This is a genomic window from Parasphingorhabdus litoris DSM 22379 (genome assembly GCF_020906275.1).
In the GTDB taxonomy this organism is placed as follows: Bacteria; Pseudomonadota; Alphaproteobacteria; order Sphingomonadales; family Sphingomonadaceae; genus Parasphingorhabdus; species Parasphingorhabdus litoris.
In genome coordinates, this window is sequence record NZ_CP086727.1 from 1,294,134 (window position 1) to 1,315,374 (window position 21,241).

The 21,241-nt window shown below is 53.0% G+C and carries 24 protein-coding genes; 13 read left to right on the forward strand and 11 right to left on the reverse strand.

What is annotated here, in order from left to right:
• Positions 1-22 precede the first annotated feature (22 nt).
• A complete protein-coding gene (locus tag BS29_RS06260; RefSeq protein ID WP_229956352.1) occupies positions 23-1,513 on the forward strand; it encodes a Ppx/GppA family phosphatase in 1,491 nt (496 codons plus the stop codon).
• Positions 1,514-1,518: 5 nt separating this feature from the next.
• Here the strand turns inward: BS29_RS06260 and BS29_RS06265 are convergent, their stop codons facing one another.
• Together BS29_RS06265 and rnd are read right to left on the reverse strand one after the other, a co-directional pair.
• Positions 1,519-1,827, reverse strand: coding sequence for an I78 family peptidase inhibitor (locus tag BS29_RS06265; protein ID WP_229956353.1), 309 nt, complete (start codon positions 1,825-1,827; stop codon positions 1,519-1,521).
• Entirely contained in the window at positions 1,824-3,014 is a 1,191-nt protein-coding gene (gene rnd / locus BS29_RS06270) for a ribonuclease D (RefSeq protein ID WP_229956354.1), read from the reverse strand. Before rnd ends, BS29_RS06265 begins: the two co-directional genes overlap by 4 nt.
• A gap of 211 nt (positions 3,015-3,225) precedes the next feature.
• On the opposite strand from rnd, the gene aspS reads away from it, so the two are divergent.
• The 4 genes from aspS to BS29_RS06290 all read left to right on the forward strand — a co-directional run bounded on the left by aspS (position 3,226) and on the right by BS29_RS06290 (position 7,868).
• On the forward strand, positions 3,226-5,010 hold the full coding sequence (aspS, locus tag BS29_RS06275) for an aspartate--tRNA ligase (protein WP_229956355.1): 1,785 nt from the start codon (positions 3,226-3,228) through the stop codon (positions 5,008-5,010).
• Positions 5,007-5,897 (forward strand): alpha/beta fold hydrolase, encoded by an 891-nt coding sequence (locus tag BS29_RS06280; RefSeq protein WP_229956356.1) that lies wholly within the window; start codon positions 5,007-5,009, stop codon positions 5,895-5,897. The genes aspS and BS29_RS06280 overlap by 4 nt, the downstream gene beginning before the upstream one ends.
• Before the next feature lie 101 nt (positions 5,898-5,998).
• Positions 5,999-6,979 carry a hypothetical protein gene (locus BS29_RS06285; protein WP_229956357.1) on the forward strand — a complete coding sequence of 327 codons (981 nt, stop codon included), beginning with the start codon at positions 5,999-6,001 and terminating at the stop codon, positions 6,977-6,979.
• 91 nt (positions 6,980-7,070) lie between these two features.
• Entirely contained in the window at positions 7,071-7,868 is a 798-nt protein-coding gene (locus BS29_RS06290) for a polyphosphate kinase 2 family protein (RefSeq protein WP_229956358.1), read from the forward strand.
• A 26-nt stretch (positions 7,869-7,894) separates the two neighbouring features.
• On the opposite strand, the gene BS29_RS06295 is transcribed toward BS29_RS06290, so the two are convergent.
• Complete coding sequence (locus BS29_RS06295; RefSeq protein ID WP_229956359.1) at positions 7,895-8,677, reverse strand: DUF2189 domain-containing protein; 783 nt, start codon at positions 8,675-8,677, stop codon at positions 7,895-7,897.
• Between the two features lie 240 nt (positions 8,678-8,917).
• On the opposite strand from BS29_RS06295, the gene BS29_RS06300 reads away from it, so the two are divergent.
• A complete protein-coding gene (locus BS29_RS06300; protein WP_229956360.1) occupies positions 8,918-9,601 on the forward strand; it encodes an SDR family NAD(P)-dependent oxidoreductase in 684 nt (227 codons plus the stop codon).
• A 245-nt stretch (positions 9,602-9,846) separates the two neighbouring features.
• On the opposite strand, the gene BS29_RS06305 is transcribed toward BS29_RS06300, so the two are convergent.
• On the reverse strand, positions 9,847-10,116 hold the full coding sequence (locus BS29_RS06305) for a hypothetical protein (protein WP_229956361.1): 270 nt from the start codon (positions 10,114-10,116) through the stop codon (positions 9,847-9,849).
• Positions 10,117-10,120: 4 nt separating this feature from the next.
• Here BS29_RS06305 and BS29_RS06310 point away from each other — a divergent pair, with 4 nt between their 5' ends.
• The 3 genes from BS29_RS06310 (at position 10,121) to BS29_RS06320 (ending at position 14,378) form a co-directional block, all read left to right on the forward strand.
• Positions 10,121-12,445 carry a TonB-dependent receptor gene (locus tag BS29_RS06310; RefSeq protein WP_229956362.1) on the forward strand — a complete coding sequence of 775 codons (2,325 nt, stop codon included), beginning with the start codon at positions 10,121-10,123 and terminating at the stop codon, positions 12,443-12,445.
• A gap of 274 nt (positions 12,446-12,719) precedes the next feature.
• Positions 12,720-13,061, forward strand: coding sequence for a hypothetical protein (locus BS29_RS06315; RefSeq protein WP_229956363.1), 342 nt, complete (start codon positions 12,720-12,722; stop codon positions 13,059-13,061).
• Positions 13,062-13,433: 372 nt separating this feature from the next.
• On the forward strand, positions 13,434-14,378 hold the full coding sequence (locus BS29_RS06320; RefSeq protein ID WP_229956364.1) for a cyclase family protein: 945 nt from the start codon (positions 13,434-13,436) through the stop codon (positions 14,376-14,378).
• Between the two features lie 32 nt (positions 14,379-14,410).
• Here BS29_RS06320 and BS29_RS06325 read toward each other — a convergent pair whose 3' ends face one another.
• The 5 genes from BS29_RS06325 to BS29_RS06345 form a co-directional block, all read right to left on the reverse strand.
• Positions 14,411-14,857, reverse strand: a complete 447-nt coding sequence (locus BS29_RS06325; protein ID WP_229956365.1) for a GFA family protein — start codon at positions 14,855-14,857, stop codon at positions 14,411-14,413.
• A gap of 95 nt (positions 14,858-14,952) precedes the next feature.
• On the reverse strand, positions 14,953-15,102 hold the full coding sequence (locus BS29_RS06330; protein ID WP_174209055.1) for a hypothetical protein: 150 nt from the start codon (positions 15,100-15,102) through the stop codon (positions 14,953-14,955).
• A gap of 60 nt (positions 15,103-15,162) precedes the next feature.
• Positions 15,163-15,621, reverse strand: coding sequence for a DoxX family protein (locus BS29_RS06335; RefSeq protein WP_326838498.1), 459 nt, complete (start codon positions 15,619-15,621; stop codon positions 15,163-15,165).
• Positions 15,618-16,046 (reverse strand): ion channel, encoded by a 429-nt coding sequence (locus BS29_RS06340; protein ID WP_229956366.1) that lies wholly within the window; start codon positions 16,044-16,046, stop codon positions 15,618-15,620. Before BS29_RS06340 ends, BS29_RS06335 begins: the two co-directional genes overlap by 4 nt.
• 48 nt (positions 16,047-16,094) lie before the next feature.
• Positions 16,095-16,745, reverse strand: a complete 651-nt coding sequence (locus tag BS29_RS06345; protein ID WP_229956367.1) for a hypothetical protein — start codon at positions 16,743-16,745, stop codon at positions 16,095-16,097.
• Positions 16,746-16,829: 84 nt separating this feature from the next.
• On the opposite strand from BS29_RS06345, the gene BS29_RS06350 reads away from it, so the two are divergent.
• From BS29_RS06350 to BS29_RS06360, 3 genes are all read left to right on the forward strand, one after another.
• Entirely contained in the window at positions 16,830-17,294 is a 465-nt protein-coding gene (locus tag BS29_RS06350; protein WP_229956368.1) for a DUF3429 domain-containing protein, read from the forward strand.
• Positions 17,295-17,518: 224 nt separating this feature from the next.
• On the forward strand, positions 17,519-17,725 hold the full coding sequence (locus tag BS29_RS06355; protein ID WP_229956369.1) for a cold-shock protein: 207 nt from the start codon (positions 17,519-17,521) through the stop codon (positions 17,723-17,725).
• A gap of 149 nt (positions 17,726-17,874) precedes the next feature.
• Positions 17,875-18,873, forward strand: a complete 999-nt coding sequence (locus tag BS29_RS06360; protein ID WP_229956370.1) for an alpha/beta fold hydrolase — start codon at positions 17,875-17,877, stop codon at positions 18,871-18,873.
• Here BS29_RS06360 and BS29_RS06365 read toward each other — a convergent pair.
• Both BS29_RS06365 and ung read right to left on the reverse strand, forming a co-directional pair.
• The gene (locus BS29_RS06365) at positions 18,870-19,217 is read right to left on the reverse strand and encodes a DUF962 domain-containing protein (protein WP_229956371.1); all 348 of its coding nucleotides are present in this window, start codon (positions 19,215-19,217) and stop codon (positions 18,870-18,872) included. The two genes, BS29_RS06360 and BS29_RS06365, sit on opposite strands and share 4 nt — an antisense overlap.
• Before the next feature lie 38 nt (positions 19,218-19,255).
• Positions 19,256-19,960, reverse strand: a complete 705-nt coding sequence (gene ung / locus BS29_RS06370; RefSeq protein WP_229956372.1) for a uracil-DNA glycosylase — start codon at positions 19,958-19,960, stop codon at positions 19,256-19,258.
• A gap of 132 nt (positions 19,961-20,092) precedes the next feature.
• On the opposite strand from ung, the gene BS29_RS06375 reads away from it, so the two are divergent.
• Positions 20,093-21,226: a beta-ketoacyl-ACP synthase III gene (locus tag BS29_RS06375; RefSeq protein WP_229956373.1), complete on the forward strand. Its 1,134-nt coding sequence runs from the start codon at positions 20,093-20,095 to the stop codon at positions 21,224-21,226.
• Positions 21,227-21,241: the final 15 nt, after the last annotated feature.

Sequence of the window (21,241 nt, forward strand, 5' to 3'; positions counted from 1 at the left end):
TTGCTATATGCAGGTCGGGGGATTGCAAATAACCAGGAGTAGAAAGAAACCGCGGGTCAACCGCCGAACAGCGATTGTTGATATTGGTTCCAACTCTATCCGCTTGGTTGTCTATCAAGGGCCGGCCCGTGTGCCTGCGATATTGTTCAACGAAAAAGTCATGGCTGGTCTGGGCAAAAATCTTGCTGCGACCGGAGCAATTGGCGACGATTCCATGGCGCTGGCAGTGCAGGCGCTTGAACGGTTCTATCGGCTTTGCATTCAGATGGATGTTGATTCGATAAAATGCTTTGCCACGGCTGCCGTTCGTGATGCCAGCAATGGCAAGGATTTGATCAAAGCGGCCAGCAATATCGGTTTTGATACCAAAGTCCTGCGCGGTGAGGAAGAGGCGGAATTGGCCGGCCTCGGCGTTATTTCTGCCATGCCGGGCGCAAGGGGCATTGTCGGAGATCTGGGCGGTGGCAGCCTTGAACTCGCGATGATCGAAAAGGGCAAAGTGCTGGAGCGTTATAGCTTTCCACTGGGTGTTCTGCGGGTGGCTGATTTACGCGCGAAGGGCAAAGACAAGCTGAAACGCCAGGTTCGCAAGATGCTGAAAAAAACCGGTTGGGATAAAAATGCGCAGGATCTGCCCTTTTATTTGGTCGGTGGGTCTTGGCGCTCGTTGGCGCGGCTGGACATGTTTGATAGCGGTTACCCGCTTCCGGTCATTCATCACTATGAAATGAAACCCGAACGGGCTCGGAGATTGGTCCGCCAGCTGGCCCGGATGAATAAGGCAAAACTGAGAGCTGTACCGGGCCTCTCGACATCTCGGATACCGACATTGGATGATGCAGCATGGTTGCTGTCCTTCATCATCCGTTATCTCGGCAGCAGCACGATGATTGTATCTGCCTATGGCGTGCGAGAAGGTCTGTTGTACCAGAATGTGAGCAAGCCAGAGAGCAAGCGTGATCCGCTATTGCTTGCGACCGAAGAGTCGGGCGCTGCGCAAGCGCGCTTTCCCGCAAACAGCAAGTTGCTCGGCAAATGGATCGCTCCTATTTTTGCGGAGGACCCATCAGAATGGCAACGCATCCGGCAAGCCGCTTGTAATTTGGGCGATGTCGCGTGGCGCGCCAATCCCAATTTTCGAGCGGAGCGCGGGCTTGTCATGGGGTTGCATGGCAACTGGGTCGGGATTACCGGCGCAGAAAGAGAATTGCTGGGTCAAACGCTGTTTACGAGTTTCGGCGGCGGTAATAATATTTTCCCTGGTGGTGGGAAGTTGGCAAGCAGCGAGGCGACACAGCGCGCCATTTGCTGGGGGCTGGCAATGCGGCTCGGACAGCGGCTCAGTGGCGGAACGCGCAATCCATTAGAACAAACACAGCTTCGCAAAATTGATGGCCGACTGGAAATCATAATGGCTGCGGATCTTCGCGATCTTTATGGGGATGCGGTCGCCAAAAGGCATGTGCAGCTGGCTCATATGCTTGATCTCGAGCCAGTATTGGTGACGGAATAGGCTGGTTAGCCGCAATTGATGCGCGTGATCACCATCGCGTCATCATATTCTATATTGAGGCGGTCCTGCCGGAAATCCATAGACACAGCGCTACGTGGTGCGATCCAGCGTAGGGTTTTTGCACCGGATTTTTTCAGCGCACTGGCACCTGTTTGGGCATTGGCGCGCTGCCCGACATATATGGTGAGGCCATCCGCTTTGCACACGAAACCGGGCGTTATGCCGCGTTCCGGAATCTCGGGTTCCGATCCATTGGTCGAGCAAGCGGCTAATGCGGTGCAACATATCGCTACAAGAACATATCGGTTTTTCATTCGGCGGCTTCGCTGTCAGTTTCTGGTTGATGGGTCATTTGCAGCTTCCCGTCTTTGACCGTGAAGCTCATACGTCCTTCTATCAGGTCGATCGCATCTCGTCCAAATTCTTCATAGCGCCAGCCTTCGAGCAGCGCGACGCCATCGCGTTCGCCGCCAACTATGCGCTCGAGATCATCGGCGCGCGCCAGCAATTTTGATGCAACGTTCATTTCCGCTGACCGGATTTTGAGCAACAGCTTCAAAAGGTCCGCAACCAGCGCATTTTCCTTGCTAAATTTTGGACGGCGACCATTACGTTCAGGCAGTTCGCCTTTTGTCAGCGGCTCCGCATTGGCCAATGTTGTCATCAGCCGCTCGCCAATTTCATTGTTCTTCCATCCTGATGACAGACCGCGGACCTGGGATAATTTATGCTGGTCCTTCGGCGGGTGAGCGGCAATATCGGCCAGTGTTTCGTCGCGCATGATCCGGCCGCGCGGCATGTCTTTCGACTGGGCTTCCTTCTCTCGCCAAGCGGCAAGAGCCTTTAGACGGCCCAGTGCTTCGAGATTGCGGCCCTGAAACTTAACACGCCGCCATGCATTTTGCGGATCATTCACATAGTTTTCAGGATCGGCAAGCTTCTCCATCTCCGCGTTGATCCACATGCCGCGGCCGGTTTCGATCAGCTTTTCCAGCATCATCGGAAAAATCTCGGATAAATGGGTGACATCACCAATGGCATATTTAATCTGTCGGTCGTTCAACGGACGCCGCGACCAATCGGTAAAACGCGCACCCTTATCAAGCGTGACGCCAAGCCAACTGTCGACCAGATTGGCATAGCCGATCTGTTCGCTGGGGCCCAAAGCCATGGCTGCAACCTGGGTGTCAAAGATCGGATGCGGTGTTTTGCCCGTCATATTGTAGATAATCTCTACATCCTGACCGCCAGCATGGAAGATTTTCAGGACGTCTTCATTGTCGACAAGCAGGTCTAGCAATGGTTTCAAATCAATGTCTTTTGCAAGCGGATCAATGGCTGCTGCTTCTTTGCCATCGGAAATCTGGATCAGGCACAATATCGGCCAATATGTATTTTCCCGCATAAATTCTGTATCGACGGCGACAAATTCGGCGGTCGAAAAGCGTTCACAAATATCGGCAATTTCCTGATTGTCAGTCAGTAACGGATGAATTTTCATGGAGGGTTCTATACAGGCTGAAACAAGGCTCGCAAACATTTCCGATAGAGTCCGATAGAGATTGTCTATTATCAATTATTGCGGTCTGTCTTTTGCTACAGGCTATTTATGGCCTTCCAATATACCTTCTTGCTTGACAAAAGTGGCTTTGGCCTGTGTTACGCCCCATAAGTTTCCACCCGGGAAACAATCCAAATATCAAAGGTTCATCATGCACGCATATCGCTCCCATAATTGTTCACAGCTTCGCGCCGCCAACGTAGGCGAAGAAGTCCGCCTTTCTGGCTGGGTTCATAACGTTCGCGATCATGGCAATTTGCTGTTTGTAGACTTGCGCGATCACTTTGGTCTGACCCAGATTGTTAGCGAAGAAGGCAGCGATGCGTTCAAGCTGTTGGACTCAGCACGCAAAGAATCGGTTATTACCGTCACCGGCAAGGTTTCGGCACGGTCGGAAGAGACCGTTAATCCCAATCTGCCAACCGGCGAAGTTGAGCTGGTGGCCGAAGCCGTCGAGATGCAAGGACCAGCGGATGAATTGCCGATGCCGGTCTTTGGTGAACAGGAATATCCTGAAGATATCCGTCTGCGTTACCGTTTCCTGGACTTGCGCCGTGAAAAAGTACACGCCAACATGATGTTGCGGTCCAAGGTGATTGCCTCTTTGCGTAATCGAATGACTGAGCAGGGCTTTACCGAATTTCAAACACCGATCCTGACCGCGTCCTCACCCGAAGGTGCGCGTGACTATCTGGTGCCGAGCCGCGTCCATCCCGGCAAATTTTATGCACTGCCCCAGGCACCACAAATGTTCAAACAGATGCTGATGGTGGCTGGCTTTGACCGCTATTTCCAGATTGCACCTTGTTTCCGCGATGAAGATGCGCGGGCCGATCGCTCGCCCGGTGAGTTTTACCAGCTCGATCTTGAGATGAGTTTCGTGACGCAGGAAGATGTGTTCCAGGCGTTGGAACCCGTTCTGGCCGGTGTGTTTGAAGAATTTGCCAATGGCAAAAGTGTGACGGCCGCCGGCGAATTTCCGCGCATTCCTTATAAGGAAGCGATGCTGAAATATGGATCGGACAAGCCTGACCTCAGAAATCCGATCATTATTCAGGACGTATCGGATCATTTCAAAGGTTCCGGCTTTGGTCTATTTGACAAGATCACTGCATCCGGCGGCACTGTGCGCGCCTTCGTGGCGCCGGAAGCGGGTAAGAACAGCCGTAAGTTTTTTGATGACATGAACAACTGGGCACGCGGCGAAGGCTTTGCAGGGCTTGGTTATATCAACATGAAAGAAGGTTCCGCCGGCGGGCCGATTGCCAAAAACCATGGCGAAGAAGGTACGGCAAAATTGCTGGCTGATCTGGGCTGTGGTCCGGACGATGGTGTATTCTTTGCTGCTGGCAAGGAGGCCGAAGCGGCGAAACTGGCTGGTGTTGCGCGCACCCGTGCGGCAGAACAATTGGGCCTGATCAACGAGAATGAGTTTAAATTCTGCTGGGTCGTTGATTATCCCATGTATGAATATGACGAGGAATTGAAGAAACTTGATTTCTCGCACAACCCGTTTTCCATGCCGCAGGGCGAAATGGAAGCGCTCGAAAATAAAGACCCGCTCGAAATCCTTGCTTGGCAATATGATATTGTCTGTAACGGGATTGAGCTGTCGTCCGGTGCTATCCGGAACCATCGCCCCGATATCATGTACAAGGCCTTTGAAATTGCCGGCTATGACAAGGAAGCGGTCGACACGGAATTTTCCGGCATGATAAACGCGCTGAAATATGGTGCGCCGCCGCATGGTGGATCGGCTCCTGGTGTGGACCGGATCGTGATGTTGCTGGCCGATGAGCCGAATATCCGTGAAGTCGTGCTCTTCCCGATGAACCAGAAAGCGGAAGATCTGATGATGAGCGCACCAAGCGGCGTTTCACCTAAACAATTGCGCGAACTGCACATCCGCGTCGTGGAGCCGCCGAAAGAGGGATGAACGCAGCGGGGCAGCCAACAGAAAATCGTTTTCAAAAGGGTGAAACGGACCTCTGCTATTTCGAGTGGGGTGATCCGGGCGACCAGACGATTTTAATGGTCCATGCCACTGGCTTTCATGCGCGGTGCTGGGACAAGACAATTGCGGCCCTGCCATCCGGTTATCATGTGATCGCTGTCGATCAGCGCGGCCATGGCCGTAGCTATAAGCCGGATAGTTTGAGTGACTGGAGCCTTATGGGCCGGGATGTTCGCGCTCTTGTTACGGGGCTTGGTCTCGAGAATATCGTTGGTGTGGGGCACAGCATGGGCGCCCATGTGATCGTGCAGACTGCCGATGTGATGCCGGAGCGGTTTGAGCGGCTGGTGCTGGTTGATCCCACGATCACAGCGCCAGATGCCTATGAAAACCCTCCAGCTTTGGCAGATATTGATCCTGATCAAAACCCGGTTTCGCGGCGTCGCAATAGCTGGGCATCTCCCGAAGCCATGTTCGCAGCCTTCAAGGATCGCCATCCGTTCAGTCTTTGGCGGCCAGATGTATTGATCGACTATTGCCAATATGGCTTGCTACCTGCCGACGTTGGAGACGGCTATGTTTTGGCCTGTCCGCCCTATCTTGAAGCATCGGTTTATGAGGGCTTTCGCTCTGTTGATCCCTATCCGATGGTGAAGCGGAATATTTTGCCCGTTACCATATTGCGAGCGCTGTCGGCGGATGATGACGTCACAGCGGCGAGGGATTTCGCAAACAGTCCAACCTGGCCGAAGCTGGTGGATATCTATCCCAATGCACAGGAAGTTTACATGCCGGAGCTTTCACATTTCATGCCGATGCAGGATCCGAAGCGGATTGCCAGTCATATTGTCCCCGCCAATGGCATCTAATCATTTGTTCATCTAAAACTATGTTTAAATGAACAATCTCGTAATTGTCCGTTCACCTCCACTGGGATAAGTCCTCGGGATGAACGACTTAGAGGGGCAATATGGTGCGAATTCTGTCTATCGGTAAAATGGTTTCAATAGGTGTGTCGACGCTGTGTCTGGCCGCGGCGGCACAAGCGGAAACATTGCGCGTTGATGGCCTTTATCCCGCGAGAGCGCCAGATGTCGCCTCCATTAAATCCATCGCTATTGATCGCTTCGGCGGTAGAGACGGCACCGCTTTGGCTTTTGCCATAGAGGACCGGCTGAGTGATCTTGAAATTGACGCTGCGCCCTATTTTAAAATTATGGCTGGACGCTCAGCAATTGAACCGGAGGCGACGCTATCGGGAACGGCCACAGCCGGTATCGAAGAATATGAAACACGCGGATATCGGGAACGCTGCATCAAGCGCGATGACAAAGGTAAATGTGAAAAACGAAAAAATATTGAAGTGCCTTGTCTGAAGCGCGTCATCGATTTTCAGGCGCAAATTCGCCTATCCCGGTTCAGCGACGGCCAAACTGTTTATGCTGAGCGAAAATCGGACGGTGCTGAACAAACAGTCTGTGGTCGCAAGGAGAGCTATTCAAACAGTGAAGAGATTATTCGCGGAATGATCAGTCGCGCAGCCAATTCCGTGCGCCGGGATTTGGCTCCAATTGAGCGGCGCCAGAATATCCGTGTGTTTGAAAGCCGCAAGGGTATGGACAAGGCCACGGCAAGCCTTTTCAAGGCGGCGGTCAAAATGACCAAAACGGATGAGCAGGAAGCTTGCAGGATGTGGGACGAAGCGTCAGCAAACAGTGCGCTGCATCGCTCCATTGCCTATAATCGTGCACTGTGTGCGGAGAAAGAGGGGGCACTGGAAAAGGCTCTAGCACTCTACGGTGAAGCTGAACTACTCGCCGGTAGCAAAACAGAGATCAGACAGGGAATCCGTCGTGTGGAGGATCGCCAACGTGCACGGGATGACTGGGATATTCGCTTTGCCAGCCTGGCAGAAGAGAGTGAACCTGCTTCAGCCAAGAAGACAGATTGAAGGAACAGGGTTAACCGATTCGTTCTTTTTTGCGTCCTATAGTATGCCTTGTGGTCTGCCAAAGCAGGTCCAGGGAATTTTGAGGCAAAGCATGAGCAAACATATCAAGCTGTCCGACTATGAAGATGGCAAGAAATTTGATGGTGACTATTCCGATGCACTAAAAGAAATTCAGGAGCGCCTGGCCCATGTTCATTTCGAGCATATCATTCACGGAAACCGCACAATTCTGGTGTTTGAAGGCTGGGATGCAGCGGGCAAGGGTGGTTGTATCCGCCGCATGACAGCCGAATGGGATCCGCGCTATTTTGAGGTCTACCCAATTGGCGCACCAACCCGTGAAGAAAAAGACCGGCATTTTCTTTGGCGCTTTTGGAAACGTTTGCCTGGCAGCCGCGAAATCGCCGTTTTTGACCGCAGCTGGTATGGCCGGGTCTTGGTTGAACGTGTGGAAGGTTATTGTAGCAAAGCCGATTGGAAGCGCGGCTATGACGAAATCAACGAATTTGAAGCGCAGCAAATTGACGGTGGCACCAACCTAGTAAAACTGTTTTTTCACGTGACCCAAGATGCGCAGGATCAACGCTTTGCCGATCGGCTGAACACGCCGGACAAAAGGTGGAAGATCACCAAGGACGATTTCCGTAATCGCGCCAAACGGGATGATTATCTGGAAGCCATGGAAGACATGTTCAAACAGACCGATACGCGTTGGGCGCCCTGGAAAGTGATTGATGGCAATGATAAAAAAGCAGCGCGAATTGCAGCCATGACTTATGTTGCCGAAACGCTGGAGGCGGCATTGCCGAAAGAGCTGCCGGATGCAGATCCGGAGCTGGTGAAGTTGGCAGAAGAAGCTTTTGGCTACAAGCCGAAGACTGCTGAGTAATCCGAGTTTATCTGGGTAATTCTAGCCTAGGCACCGGCATCACCAACGGATCGGCGATAGAGATGCCAGGTCGCATGCCCAAGCACCGGTAAAATGACGAGCAATCCCAAAAATAGGGGGAGCATAGCGACAAACAGAACGACTGCGATCATGGCAGCCCAGATCAGCATGACAGATTTGTTGGATCGCACCGTGGCCAGGCTGACGATAATGGCCGTGATAAAATCTACTTCGCGATCGACCAACATCGGCAGGCTAATGACCGTAATGGCATAAAAAGCCAGCGCAATAAGGGCGCCGACAGCCGTGCCGACCACCAGCATCGCAATACCCGCCGTTGTTCGAAACAGTTCCAGAGATTCCGATCCGATCCCGGATTCCGCCAGGAAAATCGCAAAAATACCATGCGCAATCATCAGCCAGAATGCGAACGCTACGAAGAGGATAACACCCATGCTCAATATCTGTTCATCACCCCGGCCCCTCAGCGCGCCGAGAACAGCGCGCCAGCTCATCGGCATGCCAGCTTCCCGGCGGCGGCTTACTTCATAGAGACCAACGGCGACAAAAGGGGCGAGCAGAGGGAAGCCTGCCGCGAGCGGGACCAACCATGCAATTTCCCCTCTTTCGAAAAGGGCAAAGTAGAGAAACAATCCGGCCGCCACATAAATGGCTCCGAAAAAGAGTCCGAATAAAGGATAGGCTTTGAAATCATTCCAACCGTTCACCAGCGCGGTTCGCAGGTCACTTATTGTGAGATCATTTGCGACCGTCGCGGGCGCGACCAGAGCTTGCTTGGCTGTGCTCATGACATTCCCTCCTCATGGAAACGTGCGCCAATATTGCCTTAAATTCGTCCCTGTATCAAGTGAGACCCGACAAGCTTGAACGCTTGCGACGCCGGATTTGCGATCATCTGTGGTTGGTAGATCTGGTGATGACCATCGACTGCCGCTTGCTCGGATCAGGCCGGCACTGGCACAATCATCAGTATTTGCCACGGCTTGCTATGGCTACCATCCAGCGAAACATAACAGGAGGGTGGCGAGATGGCTGTAGTTGCAATTACCGGGGCAGGGCGAGGCATTGGATTAGAATTGACGCGCCAGCACGCCGGGCAGGGCGATAAGGTTTACGCCTTTTTGCGCGATCCCGATGCGGCCAAAACGCTAAACGATATTGCCGCTAAGCATGACGGGCGGATCATACCCATCATGATGGATGTCGGTGTCGATGCTTCGGTCAAACAAGCCGCTGCCCAGGTCAATGACAAGATCGACATTTTGTATAATGTGGCCGGTAATGTCGGACCCTTTGCGCCCGAGCTTGAGGAATCCGACTGGACCGCCTGGAATGACGTTTTGAACATCCTGTTGATGGCGCCGCTGCGCGTCCTGCAGGCTTTGCTTCCGAAAATGGACGCTGGGTCCAAAGTTATGAATTTTTCCAGTCAGCTGGCCGCTTCCTGGTGGCCCTATGGCGGGTTCTATGCCTATGGCGCTGCGAAAGCCGGTCTCAACCGCATGATGAGATCCGTGGCCATTGATTTGAAAGACCGTGAAATCATCGTTGGCCTTATTCACCCCGGCTATGTCCAAACCGATATGGGCGGCCCCGGAGCCGACATAACACCAGAGGAAAGCGCCCAAGGCGTCCGCGCCGTTGCAGACGCATGGACTTTGGAAGAAACCGGCGAATTCAAACGCTGGAACGGGGAGGCGCATCCGCTTTAAAATCTACTTTCCACGGCTTTATATCAGGTGTCTTTGAAACACGGCAATCGAAACAAGATCTGCCAGTTGGCGGAAGCTTGGCTATGGCCGATACTAGACATTAAACAATGTAATTCTGTGACCCTAGAAATGCACGTGGGACACTTAGCATGGCGGGAAGCTGTGATGATTTGCAGTTTGTCCTGTCAAAAGAGCTAGTGCGAAAAAGCCTAGAAATGCGTGCAATTCCGCCCCGTACTAGTCCTTTAAGCAGTAGCAAATTGTCGAATGCCACCCATTATGAAGGCGAGTTTAGAGGCAGGGACAATATTCAAAAAAAGCCGTTTCATGGTGACCGCCTGCCTGTGCTCTGGGAGGATTGCTATGAACAACTTGCCGCTACAAAACGATTCAAATCCTGTATCAAAATTCATCAAATCGACATTGTTCTGTTCGGTGGCAATGGCCACTAGCTGGGTGTCTACCACTCCGGCATTTGCCCAATCTGAATCGGTCTCCGATGATGGAAACATCATTGTAGTGACCGCGCGAAAGCAGGAAGAATCGCTACAGGAAGTCCCCGTGGCTGTTTCCGTCATTGGCGGCGATACTCTTGAAGGATATCGCATTGACGAGGCAGCAGATATTCTCAGCCGCGTTCCGGCCCTTAATGTCCAGATCGGTGGTTCAGGGGCGGGTGCACAGATTTCACTGCGCGGCGTTGGTTCCAGCAATATTTCAAATGCTTTTGATTCTGCCGTCGCGCTCAATATTGATGGGGTTTCGGTGAGTACCCAGCGTCTGCTGCAATCGGCGTTTTTCGATGTCGCTCAAATCGAGGTGCTGAAAGGGCCGCAATCTCTCTATTTCGGGAAGGCCGCATCGGCCGGTGTGTTCTCTCTACGCTCCGCTGACCCGACACCGGATTGGGAGTTTGGTGGCAAGGCTTCCTATGAATTTGAGGAGAGTGGCTACACGGTCGGTGGATATATTTCCGGTCCGGTTTCCGACACTCTGGGGATCAGGCTGGCTGCAGAATATCAGGACATTGATAAATATGTCGAATTGCAGAGCAATGTTCCGGCATTGGATCGGGATAAGGGATTGACGAACTTCATTGGAAGGCTGACTCTCGATTGGGAACCTACGGACAATTTCAACGCTAACCTCAAACTGAATTACAACCGCCAGCGTGGTGAATCACTGCTCCAGTTTTCTGACATATTCTGCGGCGGGGACGGGTTGCCGGATCCTTCGGTATTGGGTGTTTTTGGGGTTTCGTTCGCTCCTACCCATAATTGTAATATCGGAGATAATCGCTTCCCGACACCGGACGGCAATGCAGCGATCAACGTTGTACCAACCGGAACTGTTGGTGCGGATCGCGATGACATCAGCCAAGCGTTCAATGACACGGACCTGTTCTTCGCGCGATTGAGCTTTGATGTCGGACTGGGAGAAAATCTCACGCTATCGTCGGTCACGGGCTATATCGACATGGAGAACGAGTATAATGACTCGTTCAATTCCACCGGACAATTGCCTGATGGCAGCGCGGCTGGTCTCGTGGCGCCATTTCGAAATACATTGCAGCAATATACCCAGGAACTGCGCCTGACCAGCGACTATGCTGGTCCGTTCAACTTCATGATTGGTGCATTCTGGGAAAGCCGGGATATCGGTCTGAGTACCTCGCAAAATGCTTTCAATCCATCTCTCGTCCTGGGACCGGATCCAGTCACCGGCTTCACATTTGACTGGTTTGCTGATCGGCCGATCAAGTCTGAGGCGCTGTCGCTATTTGGCAGTGCCACTTTTGATTTTGATGATCAATGGCAGCTGTCCGGCGGTGTCCGTTGGACCGACGAACAAAAGAAGACGACAGTCGCCTTTCCCTATGTGCACAGTTTCATCACAACAGCATTTGGTGCGGTGGGCTCCGGTTTTTTTGCCGGACCGGTGCGGTTTGACGATAGCAATATCTCACCAGAAGTGGTGTTGCGCTACAAAGCCAGCGACGATGTGAATATTTATGCCGCGTTTAAAACCGGATTCAAATCCGGCGGCGTTGACAATAATATTCTGCCAACGGGGGCGATCGTTCCCGGTCTCAATAGTCCCGATCCCGCTGTTGTCGAGGCGTCTGGGGATGCCTTGCGGTTCAATTCCGAAACATCGATCGGAGGTGAGCTCGGGGTGAAGTCGCAATTTGCAGATCGTACTGTGACTCTGAATGCGACGGCCTATTACTATGTTTTTGATGATCTTCAGGTTCAGAATTTCGACGTTGCCATTTTCAATTTCGATACGACCAATGCGGGCGAACTGACCACATTGGGCGTGGATGTCGAGTGGGCTTGGGCAACACCGGTTGACGGACTGCGCTTTTCCGGTGCGGTATCCTGGCTGGATGCAGAGTTTACCGATACTTTTCTGGTGCCGACCAGCGGCGATGACCTGAACGGGCGCAGACCGGCAAGGGCTCCAAAATTCTCCGGAAATATTGCAATGGATCTGAAGGTGCCCGTGGGCGATGCCCTGCAATTCGGGCTCAGCGCCAACGCGGCTTATAGCGGCTCCTATATCACCGCGAACAGCACATTGCAGACCTTCAATGATGCCGTTCGCAATGCCAATGGCGCGCTCAACAATCTGGTACAGGATGACTATGTGACGCTGGACGCTGCGCTTTCCGTGGGTGATCCGGATGGAAAATGGACCCTGTCTGTTATCGGCAACAACCTGACGGACGAGATATTCATCAACACTGCGGGACCAGCCCCGTTTGTCGGACCCGGCGATGACCAAATCGTCACGTTGAACCGTGGTCGCCAGATATTTGTAGAGGCCGCTTTCAAATTTTGAGCAGCGATGGTTTTGTAGGTGCGTTTTCAAATCCAACGTCTGCTATAAACGCAAAAAAAGGGACGTTGGTGACGAATGGATGTCATTTTTGACAGGCAGAATTTCTCGCAGAGCAAGGGCATTTCAGTATAATGGCGGTAATAAACCAGTGCAGCGGACCGTCGATCACATTGTTCTTCCACCGATGCCAAATTTCCGATATTGAATAATTGTTAGGAATGGTCGCGAGCGTGAGAAAGCACAGTTTTGTTCTTATGGAGAGAGATATAGGTCGATGAAGAGAGCATTGGTTTCTGCCACATTGTTAGCGTTGGTTGTCAGTTCTACAGCTGCTTTTGCTTCGGGCTCCACTGGCCGTGGTACCGCTGGAAATGATTGGGGCACGAAAGTCAAACGAGGCACCAACAGCCTCATCTCAAATGAGGATCGTCTGCTCGTTCAGGGGCGCGCGCAAGTGCGCCGGTACATTACCTGCAGAAGCTGTGATTATCATAACAAGCTCAATCGTGAAACAGCGCCTGAAGTTGCTCAGGCCGTGCGCGCTGGTCGCTTTGAGATCAGAGACAATCGCCGTGCCGCCGTGCTCGCCTATATCAAAAAACGCTACGGTATTTGATCAGAAAGGAAGAATGGATTGGTCATCAGTCGATTCCAATCCAATAGCGATTGATGAGATTGTGAATGTTCACTTTCGAGATGTTGCGGACATCAATGCGCGGACGGGATCTCAAAATAAATTCAGGACGATCAAGGTCAATACTCCAATCCGCTTTCCTACATATAGTCCGCTCTGTTACAATCCGCTCATGACACTCCCCAATCAACTTGTTCGCCCGTGACACCGGCGAAACGGTTCACCGTCACCAATGCTCCACTCAACCGAATTTCACCCCCATTTTGCGCATAAACTGTAGAATTTCTTGCCGAGCAAATGTCGTGGTTGGCGCACAGCTGACCTAGATGGTACGAGTAGTAAAAAGGGGAAAAAATGATGCGTATGATGGTTACTTTGTTGATCGGGGCGGCCCTTGCGGTGCCCGCTGTAGCGCAGGACTCTGATAAAGACTGGTATCCCAGCAAATATGGTGCGGAAGACACCAAGGGCGCGATGAACAACCTGTCGCCAGAGGGGACTGTCAACGCGGCCAAGCTAGTAAAGACTGGCAAGACCTATGCTTTGGGCGTGGTAACCGGGCCGACAACCCCGGCCTATCCGCCACGCTCTTACAGCGCCACAGTGCTGCAGACCAATGACGGGCAGGGCGGGTCGATGGGCGCGAACAAGGTCACCGCGCATGATGATATCATTCATAGCTGGGTTGGCATCGGGACGCAGATTGATGGTTTTGCGCATCTCGGCATCGACCACAAATATTATAACGGCGTGAAGGGGAGCGATTTTTATTCGCCTGCCGGTGTCACGAAATATGGCACGGAGACAATCCTGCCGACTGCGACACGCGGCGTGCTGCTCGATATGACGAAATATTATGGCAAGGCGGTGCTCGATCCCGGCACCGCGTTTAACCGCGCAGAGATTGACGCAGCGGCGAAGGCAGCGGGCGTGACGATCGGCAAAGGAGATGTGGTGCTGTTCCACACCGGCTGGATGACCAAGAGCAGCAGCGATCCGCAGGGTTATATTGCGCAGCAGCCGGGACTTGGGGTCCAAGGAGCGGAATATCTGGCGTCACTGGATGTCGTGATGGTGGGCGCGGACACTGCGGCACTGGAGGCGATTCCATTCGAGGATCCGACGAAACCCTTTATCGTGCATCAGACTTTGCTCGCTAAACATGGTGTGCACATCTTGGAGAGCATCAACACGGCGGAGCTTGCTAAAGACGGAGCGACCGAATTCATGTTCGTGCTGGGTCAACCACGCTTTAAGGGCGCAGTGCAAATGGTGATCAATCCGGTGGCGATACGTTAGCTTATATTGTTCCGAAATTGCGCCTTGGCCGACTATTTCGCTTGTGACGCATATAGCGCTTCCACCTCTGCGCCGGTCAGATTGTTGGTTTGCTCGGCCAGGCTATAATAGTCGGGTTTGTCGTCAATATAGACCTGCGTTGTGAAGTTGAGGCCATCTTCATCGTCGAAGATTGCGCTGGCGATCAAATACTGACCGGGTTCTTTCAACCGGTAATACAAATTGGTGCCGCAGGCTTTGCAAAAGCCCCGCTCCGCCCATTCCGAGGAATTATAAACGGCGATATTGTCTTCGCCCATGATGGTTACATCGGTGCCGCAATCAAGCTCAAAGGCCGGACCACCACCCCAACGCCGGCACATGTGACAATGGCAAGCGCCGACCTCTGTGCTGGCCTGATGTGCAGTAATCTGGACCGCTCCGCAGAGGCAATGGCCTTTACGTTCTTTGGTCTCAGCTGGCTTGGGGGGATTGGTCATCTTCGCTCTCCTGTTCAATCGCTCGGTAATCATATGGCGGAACAGAGGAGGATGAATTGATCATGGTCAATGAACCAAGCCACCCCGTCAGAGAATCATGACAGCGCCGGTATGATCCAGACAAAAGACATTGCGATCAGCGCAGCGAGTAATGACACAGCAAGAACCCATCGGACCCCTTGGGGCCGGGTTTTGTTGCTGGCTTCTTTTTCCGTGACTAAAATTTCATCTCCATGGCGTTCCATTGGGCCTTCCTTCCAAAATTGCCCTCCGATGCAGCTTATAGCACAGATTGGTTGGAATGTTCAGAGAGCCGATGATCTGTGACGAAATGGCCAGTTGGTGACGCCTCCAGCAATCAATGCCCACCAGATGAAAACGGGCTGAAACAATAAACGCGGGCCATGATAAGCCCAACTCGCTGTTTCGCCGCCAATAGCAATATTGTTGACCGCGTGATTGATGTTCGCTGGATAGACGCAAAGCGCATAAAGGGCGAGGCCTATCCCCGCGGCATAGCGGATATGTGGCACCAGCCGCGGCGGGATGAGGAGACCAATCGCGCCGGCAATCTCAGCAATGCCGGTCAGGAATACGACCTGTTGGGGAAAGGGCACCCAGTCCGGGGTGATGGCCATAAACCCGGCTGGGCTTTGGATATGCGCGATACCGGCGATCAGGTAAAAGGCCGTGAGCAGGAAGCGGAAGAACCGGCGAACTATTGTCTCCGAAACCGGTGAAGAGTCTCGCCTCTTTGCCGTCACTTGCTACCACCCATACGGTGGACGACGGAGACGAAGAAGGCAGTGGACCAGCCCAGCAGAATGATGCCGTTCACGCCCTCGATCGCGGCAACCATACGCCAGCTCTCATTAAGAGCATCGTCATTATAGCCGGTGGTGGCATAGGTTATCGCAGAGAAATAGACTGCATCGGGTAGGGTCGGAAGCGCGCCAAGTAAAAGATAGACAAAAGCATAGAGCCAGATTTCGATGCCATGGAGCGCAAACAGTCCGAGTACCAGGATCAACGTCACCGAGACTCCACGCAGCGACATCGGATGTATATGTTCCTCCGCTTCTTCTCGCGCCTCAATTCTCAAGAGGCGGGCGAGGCCATACATACCGGTGCCATGGATCAAAACGGTGAGCAGCACCATAGCGGTGCTGACGAGAAGTTCTGCGAGCATATGCGGACTGTGCGCAACGACAGGCGGTGCCGTCAAGTGGCGATCGGACTAGTCACCCCAAGGTGGCGGCGGAACATCTACTGGCTCGGCCAGATCAAACTCGACGCGGAAGAAACGGGCATCGGCCGTTTCAGGGCGGCGCAGTTCATAGGCAAAGCGCGCTTCCTGTTCACCAGGCGGGCTGACTTCTACTGCCCAAGTGTTGGTGACGGATTGATCAAGGCCTTCTGCCTCGAACAGGGTGATGGACTCTTGATCGACGGGAAATTCCTGACGAATTTCGGTTCCTTCACTGGCTGTGTCGCCGCCATAGTTGGTTACGGCATCAAGCGATCCGTCCTCATGGCGATGGCGGTGTTTCAGGCGCAGGCCACCCTCGGTGCGGGTAATGATCCAGGTGCGGGACCGATTCCAGGTGCCGTCGGCATTGGCGATATGGAAGGGAATTTGAATCTGATTCTGATCGCAGGTTGCGACATGCATGATCATGGGTTGACCTGCCATCTCTGCATCCGCTTCCTGATTAGTAACCAGCTGTCCCGGGTAAGCTTTGTTGCAGAGCAGAGACAGACGTTCGAAATAAATATCTTGAGGTGATGGATCGGGTGCTGTGGGTGGTGCACTCGGTTCACAAGCGGACAAAGTCATGGCGAGGGCCATAGCGGTAGCACCGTTGGCGATTTGTAAAGTATGTTTCATAGGGCGTGGTGTTACACGGTATCGGCATCTGGGGAAAGAGCCGCGATGGTGGCATTGCAAGGCATATTCGGCTAAGCGCTGGCCATGCTGAATACTATCCCGATGGCTCCGCGCCTGCTTGGTCTTGCCGGTCTTTTGCCGCCGTTCTTTCTGACGCTTGCCAGCCTGTTTGGACCGCTGGAATGGCAATGGAGCGCATTGGCGATTGCTTATGCCTATGCGGCGCTGATCTTCAGCTTTCTGGGAGGTGTCTGGTGGGGGCTGGCGGCTTCCCGTGAAGACGCACCGGGTTGGATTTATGTCGCGGCGGTGTTGCCCAGCCTGATTGCACTGGCGACTTATGTGCCGTGGATATTGGGATGGTCTTGGCCAGGTCCCTCAATGCTGCTGCTTGGTCTGTGCATAATCGCATCACCGCTGGTTGACCGACGGCTGTTTGCAGCGGGCAGGGAGCCGGCCTGGATGCTCACGCTACGCTGGATATTGTCTGTGGGTTTGGGGTTGTTGACTTTGACAATGGCGGCCATTGCACTGGTTTCGACGCCTTAACGGCTCGCATCAACGTATCCCGCCGCTCTAATAGTTGGCGTCGCGTCATATAACCTGCTATGCGGCGCGTCAGCTGATAATCGCGTACGACGAAATTCTTGTTTCGCGGCTCTTAACAAAGCCCGCATGCTCTTTTTTCCTTTTTCTCGACGTTGGCGACCCCGTTCGGTTCCGCCTCAAAAAGCAGGACCGGACTTAACTAAGTTATGAATAGGAATATGAATATGCCTACAGGCACCGTTAAATTTTTTAACACTGAAAAAGGCTACGGCTTTATTGCTCCGGAAGATGGCGGCGATGATAGTTTCGTACACATCACGGCGGTACAGGCCGCTGGTATGCAGACGCTCGAAAAAGAACAGCGCATTACCTACGATATTGAAACCGGAAATAATGGCAAGAAAGCCGCTGTGAATCTTCAGCAGGCTTAATGCTATTGGCCTTAGTGGCCGGTTAGAAATTGGAAAGGGCGGGACAGCTTCGGTTGTCCCGCCCTTTTTTGTCTGTCCTACATGTTTTGTCTGTCCTACGGGGGTTCAGATATGTAACGTGGCGCAGGTACATTTGGATGGGGCAAGACATGAAAACCTTATTGCGCATTTTATTGGCCTTGATCATCATATTGGTCGCTGCCTTTTTCATTTTCCGAACGCCGGACACGGATCGCGCGGAAATGATCGCGAAATATAGCAATGAGGCGTCACAATTTGTTGATGACGGTGCCGGCGGGCAAATTCACTATCGCGATGAAGGTAACAAGGATGGCCCTGCAATCTTGCTCATCCACGGCTCGAACAGCCTGCTCCAGACCTGGGAACCGGTTGTGGCCTTGCTGGGCGACAAATACCGGCTGATCTCTCTCGATCTATACGGCCATGGCCTCACTGGTCCTCAGGCACAAGGTGATTATAGCGCGGATGCGAATATCGCGGCTGCGACGAAAGTGCTCGATACTGTGGGTGTTGAAAGGGCTTATTGGGTTGGTAACAGCATGGGCGGCTGGCTGTCATGGCGCGCGGGGCTTGCGGTTCCGGACCGGGTTTCAGGACTCGTCCTCATCGATGCCTCCGGTGCGCAAACGGATGAAAAGATAAAACCCTATCTGGGGGCAAGGCTGGCGCAATCATCTGTCGGGCAATTGCTACTGCCGGAAATCACGCCGAAATTCCTGGTCCGCTCTTCGCTCGAAGAAAATTTTGCGCAGCCGGAACGTCTGACCGATGAACTGGTGACACGCTATTGGGAGCTGCTGCGTTTTCCGGGCAATCGGCAGGCGTCTGTTGCGCGGGGTAAAACACCGCGCGAACCAGAAAAATGGGCCGAGGTTGGAAATCTGAAAATGCCGGTACTGTTGCTTTGGGGGGAACAGGACAAGGTTATTCCGGTGTCCCATGGCAAGGCTTTTGAAGAAGCTATCGCTGGATCCAAACTGATCATCTACAAAGATGCCGGCCACTTGCCGATGGAAGAAACACCCGATCAGGTGGCACGGGATATAGGAACGTGGATCGCCGGGACCGAAGCCCTGAATGGGGACGCCGCAGATGATCCGGAGAAGGAACCGGAAGAGGTAAGTTAAGCGTCTTCCACGCCTGCTTTTTGTAGCTCTGGCTTTAGACGTCCGGTCAACCACAGACCCCACATTTTGAAATCCGCGATGAGGGACCAGAGCGGATAGGTAAATGTTGCCGGACGGTTTTTCTCGATCCGCCAATGGGCAATCCATGCGAAGAAATAACCGGCCAACGGCATGGCGAGGAACAGCAGCCAATTTGTCGTCAGGACAGAATATAGTGCGATGAGCACCACCAGGCTGGTGCCGACATAATGCATGTTGCGCGTTGCTGGCTTGGAATGTTCCTGCAAATAGAAGGGCCAGAATGTTTCAAAGCTTTGATGCTCTTTTTGTCTGTTCGCTGACATAGCCCTTCTCCTTCTTATGCTTCACCGACTTCTATAGTTTAAACAGCCGGCAAAGACCAGTTGATCGGCGGAAGGCCATTATGTTCCAGAAACGCATTGGTCTTGCTGAAATGCTGACATCCGAAAAAGCCGTTATGCGCCGACAGCGGAGAGGGGTGCGGTGCTTTCAAAACCAAATGCTTGCCGCCTTGCTCGACGCTCTGGACAAAGCCGGCCTTTTTCTGCGCGTAGCTGCCCCACAGCAGAAAGACGACCGGCTCCTGCTTGGCCGCAATCAGGCGCACGATGGCATCGGTAAACTGTTCCCACCCCTTGCCACGATGGGACGCCGCTTCCGCTCTTTGAACCGTCAGCACGCTGTTCAGCAGCAGCACGCCTTGTTTGGCCCAAGATTCCAGAAATCCATGCTGGGGCCGCTGCATCCCGATATCGCTTTCGAGTTCTTTATAGATATTGACCAGCGACGGTGGCGGTCGCACGCCGGGCTGGACACTGAAACACAAGCCATGCGCCTGTCCCGGACCATGATAAGGGTCCTGCCCTAGGATCACGACACGCACCTTGTCGAGCGGCGTCAGGTCAAGCGCTCGAAAATATTCGCTGCCCTTGGGGAAGATTGCTTTGCCAGCCGCTTTCTGTTCCAGCAAAAAGGTCCGCAGGTGGGCCATATAGTCGCTGGAAAATTCAGGCTGGAGCGGCGTCTTCCAGCTTTCGTGCAATTTGATGCGGTCGGTTTCGGTCATGGCCGACAAATAGCAAGATGCCAGCGATTGGCAATCGGTGAGCAACATCGCTTGCTAGTTGCCCGTTGGGACTTTACGATATTGGTCAACAATTATTCCATTTGTCCTTACAGTTTAAGAGAATATCTTCCTATGACCAACGCGAACATCCCCGTCATTTCTGCCACCGGCCTGTTCACCCCCACCGATAGCATTAGCAATGAAGAACTGGTGTCGAGCTTCAACGCCTATGTCGATTTACATAATAGCGAAAACGCAGCAGCCATTTCGGCTGGTGAGGTTGCCGAGTTACAACATAGCTCGGTTGAATTTATCGAAAAAGCATCAGGTATAAAATCACGCTTTGTCCTTTCAAAGGACCCGATCCTTGATCCTGAAACCATGTGTCCGCGATTGCCCGAACGGCCGGATGAGGAAATCTCCATCCTCGCTGAAATTGGTGTGAAGGCGGCCGAGCAGGCGCTGGAGCGGGCGGGACGCAAGGCAGAGGATGTCGACGCAGTGCTCTGTGCCTGTTCCAATCTTCAGCGGGCCTATCCGGCGATTGCCGTGGAGATTCAGGATGAGCTGGGTATTGGTGACGGTTTCGGTTTTGATATGAACGTGGCCTGTTCTTCCGCAACATTTGGTATTCAAACCGCGGCGGATTATATCCGTTCCGGTAGCGCCAAATCAGTATTGGTGATCAACCCTGAAATCTGCTCCGGTCATTTGAACTGGCGCGACAGAGACAGCCATTTCATCTTTGGCGATGTGGCGACGGCCATATTGGTGGAAGCCAAAGATATCGCGCCGGCAGAGCATTGGGAAATTATCGGGACAAAGCTCAAGACGCAGTTTTCGAATAATATCCGCAACAATTTCGGTTTCCTCAATCGCACCAGTCCGGAAACGCGCGATGAAGCGGACAAATTGTTTGTCCAGGAGGGGCGCAAGGTTTTCAAGGAAGTTGTGCCGATGGTCGCGCAGATGATTGTCGATCAGGCCGAAAGACTGGGCATTGAAGGATCGGATTTACGGCGTCTCTGGCTGCATCAGGCCAATGCCGGAATGAACCGTTTGATTGCCCAGCGTGTGCTTGGCCACGAAGCCAATGATGATGAAAGTCCGACGGTGCTCGACACCTATGCCAACACATCATCGGCAGGATCCATCATCGCCTTTCACAAGCATAGTGAAGATCTGTCGGGCGGCGATATTGGACTTATCTGTTCTTTTGGCGCAGGATATTCAGCAGGAACGGTTTTCGTACGAAAGGCCGCATGAACAGGGGGATTTAAT